Consider the following 12,758-nt stretch of genomic DNA (forward strand, 5'->3'; position numbering starts at 1 on the left):
CTCTGCCCAACGTCATCCCAGCAAACTAGCAGAAATAGATGCAAAACGATGGCCGCCACGCTGATGGCAGCCATCGTTTAACACCAGTCACCTAGGACGTAGTCAGGCCGAGGCAGGAAACCAAAATCAGCCGGAGGGTCGTACTTTTCGATACCAACAACCCGAACCTCAGTTGGGGGAATCCCAACGAAACACCAACTACCCGTCCCAAGCTCAGACGGATCGGGCTCAAGGCGCCATGGCGTATTGCGCCAGCCGTAGTCATCGTGACCGCGCGGGAAGGCAACAGTTCCATCCCACGAATTGGCGGAGTCAGGATCAACCTCTCGCCACGGCCATTCGATGAGCACGCGCCGAGGGGTGGTCCCCACGACACGCACATCGGACGCTTCCGCCGAGATCATGAGCAGATCGCCGACTGTGAAGCTCAGCGCATCCGTCAGCCTGACGCTCTCCATGGCCTACCAGCCCTCCGGCCAGAAGTACAAGTACGGAGTTCCCCGGCGTCCTGAACGCCGGCCGGGAGCCTCGCTCACCTCTGACCGACAGGCCCGGCCAGCGCTGCCGGGTCGCCGGTGAGCAGCCCTCGCCCGCGCAGGAAGGCGAGCAGCCGCTCCCGGTCCGCCGCGGCCAGCCCGTCGACCGGCACCGGGAACACCTGGCTCCGGCCGATCCAGAACAGCAACTGACCGGGGATGGCCTCGACCCGCTCGATCGCCGCCCAGCTCAGCGTGCCGTCGCTGACGGCGTTGACGCTCCGGGCGCTCTCGTCGGTGAAGGTCCAGGTGATCGGGATGCCGTACATCTTCCAGTTGGCGCGGACCAGGGACCGCAGCGTCAGCGGTCCGGCGAGCGCCAGCACGGCCGCGACCAGCGCCCAGCCACCCGCCATGAGCAGGTCCCCGAAGACCAGCCCCGCCAGCGCCGGCAGCAGGGTCACGAACGGGCAGACCCGGAACAGCAGCAGCGTCCGGCGGTAGGCCCGGCGCAGGCCGGCGGCGAGACGGCGGCGGTCCGGCTGCGTCTCGAAAGTGATCATCACGCCGAGAGAGGATACGGCGGGCCGTCAGGCGTCGTCGGCGCGGCGCACGAAGGTCTCCACCTCCTCGCCGCCGTACCAGTCGGTGCGGCGGCCGACGTGGGTCATGCCGAGCCGGCGGGCCACTGCCATCGACGCCTCGTTGCCGGGCGCCACGACCGCGTAGACCTCCTGGGTGCCGGCGGCGAGTTCCCGCGCCACCACCGCCCGGGCCGCCTCGGTCGCGTAGCCGCGGCCCTGGGAGTCGGGGTGCAGGTGCCAGCCCACCTCGATGTCCTCGGTCGGCACGGTCTCGTCCCGCCCGGGCAGCGGCTTGAGCAGCACGGTGCCGGCCACCACGCCGGTGTCGCGGACTTCGATCGCCCAGGTGCCGTACCGGCCGCCGTGCCCCGCGTGCCGCTTCCGCCACAGCGCGAGCCGGTCGGCGGCCTGCGCCGGGTCGGTCAGCGGCAGGCCGGGGGCGTTCAGCCAGCGGGTCACCTCCGCCCGGGAGTAGAGGTCGAAGATCCGGGCCAGGTCGGCCGGGTCGGCGGTCCACTCCCGCACGACCAGGCGCTCGGTGGTGAGCACGGTCATGGCGGGGGATCCTAATGAGTGACGCGGGGCGCGGCGGGGAATGAGACCGCGATGGGTGGGGGCTGGCAGCGGGCGAGGCGGATCGCCCGTGCCGCGTTCCGCCCGCTGCGCGGCCGGGACCTGTCGCTGCACGTCGCCGCCATCACCTTCTACGGGGCGATCGCCGTGGTGCCGGTGGCGCTGCTGGCGATCTGGCTGACCTCGCTGGTGGCCGGGGCCGACCGGGTCCGCCGGCTCACGTCGCACGCCGTGGCGACGCTGCCGGACGCGATCGGCGCGCCCCACGCGGTGGTCGCGCTGGTCGAGGCCGGAGTGGGGTTGACCACGCTGCCGGCGTTGGGGTCGCTGCTGCCGGCGTCCCTGTACGGCGAGGGGCTGCGCCGGGCCTTCGTCTCCGTGGCCGGCGGGCGCGGCGACGACTCCCTGGTGGGCTGGCGCGGCCGGCTGCTGCTGCTCCCCCTGCTCGCGCCGGCCCCGGCCCTGCTGCTGTCGATCCTGGTCGCGCTGCCGACGACGACCCGGCTGGTCCGTCAGGGCGGGTTGGCCGGCGCGCTGGGTGTGGTGCTGTCGTTCCTGGCGGTCTGGCTGGTGCTCACCCCCGTGCTGCTCTGGGTGTTCCGGGTGGTCGGCCCGGCGTCGCCGGACTGGCTCTCCGCGCTGGGCGTCGGCTCGTTCACCGCGGCGAACCTGTCCGGCTTCCTGCACGGTTTCGTGCTCTTCGCCTCGCTCCCGATCGACCTGGGCATGCCGTTCGGCGGCTTCGACGAGATCGGGGCGAGGGTGGCCGTCCTGCTCTGGCTCTACCTCTTCCACGTGATCGTGCTCGCGGGCTACTCCGCCACGCTCGCCCTCTCCCGCTGGCGGGCGGCCCGCGCCCGACCCGCCGGATGAGCGATCACGAACTGTTAGCCCCGGAAGAGCGATCAGGAGGTGTTCGCCCGACCCCGCCGGAAGAGCGGCCAGGGGGTCAGCGTCGGGACACGGACCCCCTGGTCGATGGCGGCGACGGGCCGGTCAGCGGGTGAGGGCGGACTCCCGGGGCGCCGGCTCCGGGTCTGCCGCCTCGCGGATGCCGTACCGGCGGTAGACCCGGCCGAGCGGGCCGGGGGCCCACCAGTTCCAGCGGCCGAGCAGCCGCATGGTGGCCGGCACCAGCAGGGCCCGGACCAGCGTCGCGTCCACCACGATCGCCACGATCATGCCGATCCCGATGAGCTTGATGTACGCCATCCCGCCGGTCGCGAAGCCGGCCACCACGACGATCAGCAGCAGCGCGGCGGCGGTGATGATCCGGCCGGTGTGCTGGAGCCCGGCGGCCACCGAGGCGGCATTGTCCCCGCTGCGGTCCCACTCCTCGCGCACCCGGGAGAGCAGGAACACCTCGTAGTCGGTTGCCAGCCCGAAGAGCACGGCGAGCATGAGGATCGGGTTGCTGGGCTCGATGAACCCGGTCGGGGTGAAGCCGAGCAGGTCGGCGAGATGCCCGTCCTGGAAGATCCAGACCACCACGCCGAACGAGGCGCCGATCGACACCAGGTTCATCAGCACCGCCTTGACCGGCAGCACCACGGAGCCGAAGGCCAGGAAGAGCAGGACCAGGGTCGCGGCGGCCATCAGCAGGGCCATCCAGGGCAGCCGGTCGCCGAGGCTGTCCAGCAGGTCCCGGTCGGCGCCGGGCCGGCCGCCGACGAGCACCTCCGCGCCGGCCGGGGCGGGCAGGTCGCGCAGGGCCCGGACCACGTCCTGGGCGACGTCGCCGGTCGGTTCGCCGGGGTAGGTCACCGTCAGCAGCGTCGACGTGCCCCGGCTGGCCGCCACCTGCACGCCCGTCACGCCGGGCACGGCGGCCACCCGGGCGGCGAAGGGCTGCGCCTGCGCCGGGGACACCCCGGACACCAGCACGTCGATCGGCGCGACCGTGCCGCCGGGGAACTCCGCGGCGATCCGCTCGGAGACGACCCGGGGCGTGGCGTCCGCCGGCAGCACCCGCTCGTCGAAGCCGCCGAAGGTGATCCGCAGGAACGGCGCGGCGAGCAGCAGGAGCAGCAGGGTCACGCCGACCAGGTAGCGCACCGGGCGGCGCATCACGCTCCGCGCGATCCGGGCCCAGGCGCCGCCCGTCTCCCCCGCCGCCGGCCGCCCGGCCCGCGCCCGGCGTCGCCACGGCAGCGGTACGCGCAGCGCGTCGATCCGGTGGCCGAGCACCGCGAGCAGGGCCGGCAGCACGGTCAGCGCCGCCAGCATGGCGACCAGCACGGCGGCCATCCCGCCGAGCCCCATCGAGCGCAGGAACGCCTGCGGGAAGATCAGCAGGCTGGCCATGGCGAGCGCGACGGTGAGGCCGGAGACCAGCACCGTCCGGCCGGCGGTGGTCATGGTGCGGCGGATCGCGGCGGGCGTGTCGTGGCCGGCGGCCAACTCCTCGCGGAACCGGCTGACCACGAAGAGGGCGTAGTCGACCGCCATGCCCAGGCCGATCAGGGTGATGACGTTGATGGCGAAGATCGACACGTCGGTGACCAGGTTGACCAGCCGCACGGCGACGAACGCGCCGAGGATGGCCAGCCCGCCGATCAGCAGCGGGGTGGACGCGGCCACCAGTCCGCCGAAGATCAGCACGAGCAGCACCAGCAGCACCGGCATGGAGAGGATCTCCGCCCGGGTGATGTCCTCGGTGGTCTGGCGGTTCGCCTCGTGCAGGAACGCCACCGTGCCGCCGACCTCGGTCCGTACGCCGGGCGTCGTCAGGGCCGGCCGCAGGTCCTCGTACGCGGCGGTCTTGCCGTCCTCGTCGGCGGCCCGGAGCTGGACCAGCGCGTAGGTGGCGCGGCGGTCGGTCGACAGCAGCGCGGGCGCCTGGGTGTCGTACCAGGTGGTGACGCTGGTGACCTCGGGGCGAGCGCGCAGCCCGGTGACGGTGGCGGTGACCGGGTCGCGGAAGGCCGGCTGCTCGACGGTGGCCCCGTCGCTGGTCCAGAGCACGACCAGGTCCGCGCCCTGCGGCCCCAGCTCGGCGGTGATCCGCTCGGCGGCGCGGCTGGACTCGCTCGCCGGGTCGTCGTATCCGCCCCCGGTCAACTGCCCGAAGACCCCGGCCCCCCAGGTCGAGCCGAGCACGACCACCACCAGGGCGGCGGCCAACACCGCCCAACGCAGCCGCACCACCGCTCTTCCCCACCAGGCGAACATTCGCCTCCCCCTCCGTCGACGGCTAAGCTGTAACCATCGCTCATTGAAGTGAACGCCGTTAACTATGGCAACGGGGTTTACTTTGGTCAAGGGGGTTAGCCGTATGCCCGCACCGTCCCGACGCGAACGCCTGCGCACCGCGACCGTCGCCGAGATCAAGGACGGGGCACGGCGGCTGTTGGTGACCGGCGGGGTGGAGGCGGTCTCGTTGCGGGCCATCGCCCGGGACATGGGCATGACGGCGCCGGCCATCTACCGCTACTTCCCCAGCCTGGAGGCGCTGGTCGCGGCGCTCGCCGGCGACCTCTACGACGAGCTGCGGCTGCGGCTGGAGGCGGCCCGGGACGACGCCGGGGCCGAGCCGGTCGACCAGTTGCTGGCCATGGGCCGCGCGTTCCGCTCCTGGTCAGTGGCCCACCCCGCCGAGTTCGGGCTGATGTTCGGCGCCCGGGCCCCCGGGCTGGACGCCTTCGTCGACGACTGCGTCGACCCCGACCACCCGGGCGCCCGGTTCGGCGCGGTCTTCGTGCAGCCGATCTTCGACCTCTGGCACCGCGCCCCCTTCCCCACCCCGCCCGCCGAGCTGCTCCAGGAGCGCCTGGGCGGGCGGCTGGAGCCGCTGCGGCTCAGCCACGGCGAGGTGCCGATCGAGGTCGCGTACGCCCTCCTCTCCGGTTGGACCCGGCTCTACGGGCTGGTCGCCATGGAGGTCTTCGGCCAGCTCGCCTGGGCGGTCACCGAGGCCGAGGCGCTGTTCGAGCTGGAGCTGGCCGCGTTCACCGCCCAACTGCGCGCCGATCCGCCGGCGGCGAGCTGACACCGGCGACCGCCGGCGAAGGGCTGACCGGCGGGGCCGGCGGGCGCTAGGCTCCCCCGGCATGAGCGACGAGCTGCCGACCCGGGCCGACGTGGTGATCGTCGGGTCCGGGCACAACGGTCTGGTGTCCGCGATCCTGCTCGCCCGCGCCGGGCTCGACGTGCTGGTGCTGGAGGCCGCCGACGTGATCGGCGGGGCCACCCGGACGGAGAACCCGTTCCCGAAGGTGCCCGGGCTGCGCCACTCCACCGGCTCCTACCTGCTCGGGTTGATGCCGCCGGAGCTGCTCGCCACGCTGGACGTGCGCATCCCGGTGCTGCGCCGCGACCCGCACTACTTCCTGCCCACCCCCGGCCCGAAGGGATCCCCGTACCTGCTGTTCGGCAGCGACACCGCGGCCACCCGGGCGCAGCTCGCGGAGTTCTTCTCCCCCGCCGACATGGCCGCCGACGACGCCCTCCAGGCCGAGCTGGCCGCGCTGCGCGCCGACCTCGCGCCGGTCTGGCTGGCCGACCCGCTGCCGGTCGAGGAGACCGCCGAGCGGTACGTCCGCCCGGCGCTGCGGCAGGTCTTCGTCGACCTGGTCCGCGGCTCGGTCGCCGACCACCTCGCCCGCTTCGACTTCCGCTCCGAGCTGCTGCTCAGCATGTACGCGGTCACCGACGGCCTGTCCGGGCTGAACGCCGGCCCCGACGACCCCGGCACCGGCCACAACTTCCTCGTGCACAACATGTGCCGCCTGCCCGGCTCCGACGGCACCTGGATGATCGCCGAGGGCGGCATGGGCACCGTGTCCCGCACCTTCGCCGACGCCGCCCGGGCCGCCGGCGCGACGATCCTGACCGGCACGCCGGTCAGCGCGATCACCCTGGCCGGCGGCGCGGCCAGCGGCGTGGTCCTGGCCGACGGGCGGGAGGTGGGCGCCCGGGTGGTGCTCGGGGCATGTGACCCGTACCGGCTGATGGACCTGCTGCCCGCCGGCGCGCTCCCGGCGCCGCTGGCCGACCGGATGGCGGCGGTCCGCCGCCCCGGCACCACCCTCAAGCTCAACCTGGCGCTGACCGGCCTGCCCCGCTTCTCCTGCCTGCCGGCGGACGCGCCGAGCCCGTTCGGGTCGACCATCCACCTGCTGCCCGGCTCGACGTCGCTGATCGGCGGGGGCGGCGAGTCGCCGATGGCGGCGCTGCGCGCGATGTGGGCGGACGTCCAGGCGGGCCGGCTGCCCGAGGAGCCGACGATCGAGTGGTACCTGCACACCACCGTCGACCCGTCGCTGTCGGACGGGCGGGGGCACCACTCCTCGGCGCTCTTCGTCCAGTCGGTGCCCTACGAGCTGGCCGGCACGACCTGGGACGAGGCGCTGCCCGGGTACGTGGAGCGGCTGGTCGGGATCTGCGAGCGGTACGCCCCGGGCACGGCCGACCTGATCGCGGACGCGGTGCCGCTGCCCCCGCCCGGCATCGAGGCGCACTTCGGCATCACCGGCGGGCACATCCACCACGTCGACAACACCGTCTCGTTCACCGACCGGATGCCGTACGCCACCGGCGTCGACGGCGTCTACGCCGGCAGCGCGGGCTGCCACCCCGCCGGCAGTGTCATCGGCGCCGCCGGCCACAACGCCGCCCGCCGCATCCTCACCGACCTCGGCCGCTGACCGCGCCGCCGTCCTCGGCGGGGGGCAGGTCGCCGGGGCGGCGGACGAGGGAGAGACCGAGGAGCAGCAGGTAGAGAACGAGGCTGAGGATCGGGTCGACGAAGACGAAGGCGAAGGCGATCAGATAGAGCAGTGGGCGCAGCTGCAGTCGCCGCGCGACCGCCCGGGCCAGCCGGGGATCCAGGTCGGGGTGGAGCAGCCTCCGGCGCCGCGCCCACCACCAGCTCAGGTTGAAGAAGATCGACTCGCCGAGCACGGTGCCGAAGTAGAGGGCGGCGGTCAGCCGCTGCTCGGTCGGACTGCCGCGCAGGTTGTCCGACAGCAGGTCGGCGGTGAACGGGATCGCGGCCACGAAGAGCAGCACGAGCAGGTTGAACACCAACAGCGGCTGGTCGACCCGGACCACGTACCGCCACATGTTGTGGTGGCCGAGCCAGATCTGGCCGGCGATCCCGAAGGTGATCACGTACGCCAGGTAGGACGGCCAGGCGTGGGCGAGGGCGTCGGGAAGTTCCCTCCCGCCGACCCTCGCCGGACCGTTCTGGAGCAGTTCGACGGCCATCACCGTCAGCACGACCGCGAAGACGCCGTCGCTGAACGTCTCCACCCGGGAGGCGTCCCGGGCCATCTCCCGGTCGCGCCGGTACCGGTACCCGCTCTTCCCCGCGCCCTCGGCCACGCCGCCCCCTCTCCGACCTGATGGTCACCCGGCGGGGGCGGCGGGCGCGGAGGAACGGCCGTTAGCTGACCGCCTCGCCCGCCGGAGCGGGGGTCTGCTCGTCGACGCGGTGGGCGCGGATCTTGTGCCCGACGCTGGTCAGGCACCGGCCGCTGGCCAGGTCGAACCGCCAGCCGTGCAGCTGGCAGGTGAGCTGGTCCCCGTCGACGATGCCGAACCGGGTCAGGTCCGCCTTCAGGTGGGGGCAGCGCCGCTGCACCACCCAGTCGCCGAGGGTGATGTCCTCGGCGTCGCTGGTCCGCTCGTGCTCGTCGTACCAGCCCTCGGCGTACTGGAGCCGCTCCTCGGAGAGGCACTTGAAGAACGCGTAGACGAACTCGTTGTACTGGCCGATCCGGGCGGCGGAGAAGCGGCAGGAGAGGAAGAGGGAGTTGACCCAGTCCACCTCGCCGATGTGCAGCAGGTGCTCGACCAGGGCCCGCTCGGTGCGGAACCGGTAACGGACCTTCTCGTCCGCGTACGGCCGGACCTCCTTGCCGGGGAAGTCCACCACGATCGACTCGATCGTCTCCCCGCCTGAGCTGTCGGTGCCGACCAGGTCGAAGCGGACCGGCCCGCCGACCCCCTTGGCCAGGTAGATCGACTCGTCCAGCAGCGGCTCGATCCGGCGCTTCATCTCGCCGAGCACGTCCACCTCGGGGTGCCGCCAGGACGCCTTCTCCGCCTCGATGACCGGCCGCTTGCGCTCCCGCATCTCCTCCAGGTGCGCGACCTTGTTCGCGAAGAACTCCTCCACGGGCACCGGGTGGACAGTCTCGCAGCTCTCGGTGGTGATCTCGGCGACGCTGCCCGGGAGCAGCACGATGCCGTTGGTGCCGCCGACCTTCGCGTACTCGCTGAGAAAGACCGACTGGTCGGGGAAGATGTTGCCCTCGTCGCCGTGGATGTCGTTGAACTGCCACAGCTCGTCGTCGAGGAAGCAGGGCGGGCCGGCGATCGGGAAGACGTGGTCGGCCTTCAGGTCGTCGATGTAGCGCCAGGTGCGGTCGAACTGCCGGTCCCGCTTCTGCTTGCCGAACGCGGTCTTCGCCGCCTGCGGCAGCTCGTAGACCATCGGGTACCAGATCGCGCCGGAGAACTGGAGCATGTGCGCGTGCACGTGGCCCAGCTCGGCGAAGACGCTCAGGTCGGTGGGGCGGGCGTCGTTCTGGTTGAGCAGCCGGACGCCGTCGTACTCCACCCACAGCGACGAGTCGCCGATCGGGCCGTCGGTCGGGCTGGTCAGCGCCTGAATCATGATCCTCAGGCCGCCGTCCAGCTCCACGACCTGCTCGTTCGGCGCCTTCAGGAACTTCGTGAAGCCCAGCTCCCGCAGCTCGTCCTCCATCTCCGAGGTGGGGAACGCGGGCAGCAGCACGGTGGCCGACTTCGACACGAAGTCCCTCAGGTGCGCGGCGTCGAAGTGGTCCCGGTGCAGGTGGGAGACGTAGAGGTAGTCGACGTCACCGAGGGTCTCCCAGTCGAGCAGGGAGTTGTCCGGGAACGGGAACCACGACGCGAAATAGGCCGGGTTGACCCACGGGTCGCACAGGATGCTGCCCGCGGCCGTGTCGATCCGCATGCTGGCGTGTCCCGTACCGGTCACTCGCACCGCAGTTCCCCCTCGAAGACAAACAAAGGTGTACGTCCGAAACGCTACCGGAGGCAGTCTGGCGAGCGACCCGCGACGCCGGTAGTGCCGTTACGCCCGACACCGCCGGGACCTTGGACCCACCCCGGCCGCACGCGAGGGCCGTTCGGGCCGGCGCCCGGCCGTCGGCGCGGATCGTGCGGTCCGCCCCATCCGGCCGGACCCAGCGCCGAGCCTGGCACGGGGCGTGCCAGACTAACCGCAGATCCGATCGCGAGGGAAGGACCGACAGTGGCAGGAAGCGAGCCGGTAACGTCGCCAGACCAGCACAAGCCGGGGCACCGCAAGTCCGGGCGGATCGGCGCGGTGCTCACCGCGCTGGCGCTGCTGGCGATGCTCTGCGGCAACCACGAGGGCAGGGTCGAGGACATCTGGCTGATCGGCCTGGCCGTGCTGCTGCTGGTCATCGTCATCGGCGACACCGTGCTGCGGCGCAACGGTCTGCGGTCCTGACCGCACCCCCGTCAGCCGGCGTCGAGCCGGTTCGCGCGCCGGAGACGACACGCACGAGGGCCCGCCCCCGACCGGGGAGCGGGCCCTCGCCGTACGCGGGTCAGCGACGGAACAGGATGTCCTGCACGTCCTTGAGCGCGGCGTCGACCTCGGCCTCGAAGTAGCCGCCGGGCACCAGCCCGAACCGCAGCGTGTCCAGTTCCTTCGGGTTCACCGGCATCGGGTTGCGCCCCTGCATGCCGCCGAGCAGGGTCTCGAAGAACCGGTCGACCTGGTCCGGGTCGTACCCGCTGCCGAACCGGCGCACCTGGAAGCTGCGGCGGATCTGGTCGACGCGGTAGAGGTCGCTGCCGGGCGGGCCGGCCATCGGCGGGCCGGCCATCGGCGGCGGGCCACCGACTGGCGGGCCACCGACTTGCGGGCCACCGACCGGCGGGCCGGCCACCGGCGGCGGGCCACCGAAGCCCTGCTGCGGGGGCGGCCCGGCCGGGCCCCGGCCCCGCAGGTCGCGCAGCTCCCGCTCGGGCATCCGGATCTCGGCGGTCATGTCGGTGCGCCCGTGCCGGCCGGCCTCGAAGCCGTCGAAGCGCGGCTCGTCGCCGTAACCGCCAGGGCCGTCGCCGTAACCGCCAGGGCCGTCGCCGTAGCCACCGGGGCCGTAGCCACCCGGACCGTCGCCGTAGCCACCCGGACCGTCACCGTAGCCACCCGGACCGTCACCGTAGCCGCCGGGGCCGGCGGGCAGGCCGCGCGGGGGCGGGCCGCCGTGGCCCATTGGCGCGCCCGGACCCATCGGGCCGGGGCCGCCCGGGCCGCGGGGCGGCTCGTAGCCACCCCGGGGGCCGTCGTAGCCCCCGGCGAAGGCGCCGGTCGGCTCGTCGTAGCGGCCGTAGCGGTCGGCGGACGGGCCGGCCTGGGTGGGCATCGGCCGGGGCGGCATCGACTGCGGACCGGGAGGCATGCCGCGATCGTCGCGCATCGGCGGCCCCATCCGGTCCGGCGGGCCCATCTGGTCCGGCGGACCGAGCCGATCCGGGGGACCCATCCGATCCGGCGGACCCATCCGATCCGGGGGACCCATCCGATCCGGCGGACCCATCCGATCCGGGGGGCCCAGCCGATCCGGGGGGCCCAGCCGGTCGGCGGCCCGGGGGTCGCCGCCGCGGCCACCGACGCCGCCGCGCTCCTCCAACTCGGCCAGCTGCCGCTCGACCCGGTCCAGGTGCAGGTCGACCTGCCACTCGTCGTAGCCGTTGAAGCGGACCCGGAAGACGACGTCGTGGACCTCCTGGGAGGCCACGGGGGCGCCGACCGGCTGACCGTCGAGCGTCGCCTCGACCCGGTCCAGGAAGGCGTCGACCTCGTCGACCTTGTATCCCCGGCGGAGCGCCTTACGCCGGAAACGCTGACCCTGACTCGCCACTATGTCTCCTGGTCTCGTTCGCTACGCCCGGTCACGCAGTCTCCCCGGTCCGGTCGGTGTCCCTGTTGTCGACGGCGGCGGCGAGCTGCCCACACGCTCCGTCGATCTCGCGACCCCGGGTGTCCCGCACCGTCGTCGACACCCCGGCCTCACGCAACCGCCGGACGAACTCCCGCTCGACCGGCTTCGGGCTGGCGTCCCACCGGCTGCCCGGAGTCGGATTGAGCGGGATGAGGTTCACGTGGGCCAGCTTCCCGGCCAGCAGCCGCCCGAGCAGATCGGCTCTCCACGGCTGGTCGTTCACGTCCTTGATCATCGCGTACTCGATCGACACGCGACGCCCCGTCGTCGCCGCGTAGTCCCACGCTGCGTCCAGCACCTCGGACACCTTCCAGCGCTGGTTGACCGGCACGAGTTCGTCGCGCAGCTCATCATCGGGGGCGTGTAGCGACAACGCAAGGGTCACCGAGAGGTCTTCGCTGGCCAGTCGGCGGATGGCCGGCACGAGGCCGACCGTGGAGACGGTGATGTGGCGCTGCGACAGCCCCAGCCCCTCCGGCGCCGGGGCGACGAGCCGGCGGATCGCCGCGATCACCCGGGAGTAGTTGGCCAGCGGCTCGCCCATACCCATGAAGACGACGTGCGACAGGCGGGGCGGTGAGCCCGCCATCGCGCCGGAGGCGGCCACGCCGGCCAGGTAGACCGCCTGGTCGACGATCTCTGCGGTGGACAGGTTGCGGGTCAGCCCGGCCTGGCCGGTGGCGCAGAACGGACAGGCCATGCCGCAGCCGGCCTGGCTGGAGATGCAGACGGTGACCCGGTCCGGGTAGCCCATCAGCACGCTCTCCACCAGCGAGCCGTCGTGCAGCCGCCACAGCGCCTTGCGGGTCGCGCCGTCGTCGCAGGCCAGCTCGCGGACCGGGGTGAGCAGGCGCGGCAGGAGCTGGTCGGCGAGCCTGTCCCGGGCGGCGGCCGGAAGGTCGGTCATCTGCGCCGGATCGCGCACCAGGCGACCGAAGTAGTGGGTGGAGACCTGCTTGGCGCGGAACGCCGGCTCCCCCAGCTCGGCGACCAGCGCGCGGCGGCCGGCGAGGTCGAGATCGGCGAGGTGACGGGGAGGCATCGCGGGCCGGCGCCCGGGGGCGTCGGGGTCTGCGGGGATCAGGGGCAGGCTCGTCATGGCGGGTCCAGTCTGTCACGCCGAACGGCCGACGCACCTGTCCGGAGGTGCCGAA

Annotated in this window: 11 protein-coding genes; 4 read left to right on the forward strand and 7 right to left on the reverse strand. The window is 72.9% G+C overall.

The features are described 5' to 3' along the window. Nucleotides 1-532: 532 nt before the first annotated feature. Together AB0G14_RS08715 and AB0G14_RS08720 are read right to left on the reverse strand one after the other, a co-directional pair. Nucleotides 533-1,039, reverse strand: a complete 507-nt coding sequence (locus AB0G14_RS08715; RefSeq protein WP_357695400.1) for a YcxB family protein — start codon at nucleotides 1,037-1,039, stop codon at nucleotides 533-535. A 27-nt stretch (nucleotides 1,040-1,066) separates the two neighbouring features. After that, on the reverse strand, nucleotides 1,067-1,615 hold the full coding sequence (locus AB0G14_RS08720) for a GNAT family N-acetyltransferase (protein WP_357695196.1): 549 nt from the start codon (nucleotides 1,613-1,615) through the stop codon (nucleotides 1,067-1,069). A 51-nt stretch (nucleotides 1,616-1,666) separates the two neighbouring features. Between AB0G14_RS08720 and AB0G14_RS08725 the strand changes: the two genes are divergently transcribed. Continuing rightward, a complete protein-coding gene (locus AB0G14_RS08725) occupies nucleotides 1,667-2,506 on the forward strand; it encodes a YhjD/YihY/BrkB family envelope integrity protein (RefSeq protein ID WP_357695198.1) in 840 nt (279 codons plus the stop codon). Between the two features lie 123 nt (nucleotides 2,507-2,629). Here the strand turns inward: AB0G14_RS08725 and AB0G14_RS08730 are convergent, their stop codons facing one another. Further along, a complete protein-coding gene (locus AB0G14_RS08730) occupies nucleotides 2,630-4,780 on the reverse strand; it encodes an MMPL family transporter (protein ID WP_357695201.1) in 2,151 nt (716 codons plus the stop codon). Between the two features lie 127 nt (nucleotides 4,781-4,907). On the opposite strand from AB0G14_RS08730, the gene AB0G14_RS08735 reads away from it, so the two are divergent. Further along, the gene (locus AB0G14_RS08735; protein ID WP_357695203.1) at nucleotides 4,908-5,621 is read left to right on the forward strand and encodes a TetR/AcrR family transcriptional regulator; all 714 of its coding nucleotides are present in this window, start codon (nucleotides 4,908-4,910) and stop codon (nucleotides 5,619-5,621) included. 61 nt (nucleotides 5,622-5,682) lie between these two features. Next, on the forward strand, nucleotides 5,683-7,278 hold the full coding sequence (locus AB0G14_RS08740) for an NAD(P)/FAD-dependent oxidoreductase (protein ID WP_357695205.1): 1,596 nt from the start codon (nucleotides 5,683-5,685) through the stop codon (nucleotides 7,276-7,278). Here AB0G14_RS08740 and AB0G14_RS08745 read toward each other — a convergent pair. Both AB0G14_RS08745 and AB0G14_RS08750 read right to left on the reverse strand, forming a co-directional pair. Next, nucleotides 7,259-7,906 (reverse strand): TMEM175 family protein, encoded by a 648-nt coding sequence (locus tag AB0G14_RS08745; protein WP_357695402.1) that lies wholly within the window; start codon nucleotides 7,904-7,906, stop codon nucleotides 7,259-7,261. The two genes, AB0G14_RS08740 and AB0G14_RS08745, sit on opposite strands and share 20 nt — an antisense overlap. Before the next feature lie 112 nt (nucleotides 7,907-8,018). Further along, on the reverse strand, nucleotides 8,019-9,608 hold the full coding sequence (locus AB0G14_RS08750) for a Rieske 2Fe-2S domain-containing protein (RefSeq protein WP_357695207.1): 1,590 nt from the start codon (nucleotides 9,606-9,608) through the stop codon (nucleotides 8,019-8,021). Between the two features lie 270 nt (nucleotides 9,609-9,878). On the opposite strand from AB0G14_RS08750, the gene AB0G14_RS08755 reads away from it, so the two are divergent. Then, nucleotides 9,879-10,100 (forward strand): DUF2631 domain-containing protein, encoded by a 222-nt coding sequence (locus AB0G14_RS08755; protein ID WP_357695209.1) that lies wholly within the window; start codon nucleotides 9,879-9,881, stop codon nucleotides 10,098-10,100. A 100-nt stretch (nucleotides 10,101-10,200) separates the two neighbouring features. Here AB0G14_RS08755 and AB0G14_RS08760 read toward each other — a convergent pair whose 3' ends face one another. After that, nucleotides 10,201-11,523, reverse strand: a complete 1,323-nt coding sequence (locus AB0G14_RS08760) for a DivIVA domain-containing protein (RefSeq protein WP_357695211.1) — start codon at nucleotides 11,521-11,523, stop codon at nucleotides 10,201-10,203. Nucleotides 11,524-11,554: 31 nt separating this feature from the next. Then, nucleotides 11,555-12,703 carry a 23S rRNA (adenine(2503)-C(2))-methyltransferase RlmN gene (rlmN, locus tag AB0G14_RS08765; RefSeq protein WP_357695213.1) on the reverse strand — a complete coding sequence of 383 codons (1,149 nt, stop codon included), beginning with the start codon at nucleotides 12,701-12,703 and terminating at the stop codon, nucleotides 11,555-11,557. Between the last annotated feature and the right edge of the window lie 55 nt (nucleotides 12,704-12,758).

This window comes from Micromonospora sp. NPDC023814, from assembly GCF_040639595.1.
In the GTDB taxonomy this organism is placed as follows: domain Bacteria; phylum Actinomycetota; class Actinomycetes; order Mycobacteriales; family Micromonosporaceae; genus Micromonospora.

What these genes read in the sequence shown, in the direction of transcription:
- AB0G14_RS08715 (WP_357695400.1), bottom strand. Translation starts at nt 1,039, where the DNA reads ATGATCACTTTCGAGACGCAGCCGGACCGCCGCCGTCTCGCCGCCGGC.
- AB0G14_RS08720 (WP_357695196.1), bottom strand. Translation starts at nt 1,615, where the DNA reads ATGACCGTGCTCACCACCGAGCGCCTGGTCGTGCGGGAGTGGACCGCC.
- AB0G14_RS08725 (WP_357695198.1), top strand. Translation starts at nt 1,667, where the DNA reads ATGGGTGGGGGCTGGCAGCGGGCGAGGCGGATCGCCCGTGCCGCGTTC.
- AB0G14_RS08735 (WP_357695203.1), top strand. Translation starts at nt 4,908, where the DNA reads ATGCCCGCACCGTCCCGACGCGAACGCCTGCGCACCGCGACCGTCGCC.
- AB0G14_RS08740 (WP_357695205.1), top strand. Translation starts at nt 5,683, where the DNA reads ATGAGCGACGAGCTGCCGACCCGGGCCGACGTGGTGATCGTCGGGTCC.
- AB0G14_RS08745 (WP_357695402.1), bottom strand. Translation starts at nt 7,906, where the DNA reads ATGGCCCGGGACGCCTCCCGGGTGGAGACGTTCAGCGACGGCGTCTTC.
- rlmN (WP_357695213.1), bottom strand. Translation starts at nt 12,703, where the DNA reads ATGACGAGCCTGCCCCTGATCCCCGCAGACCCCGACGCCCCCGGGCGC.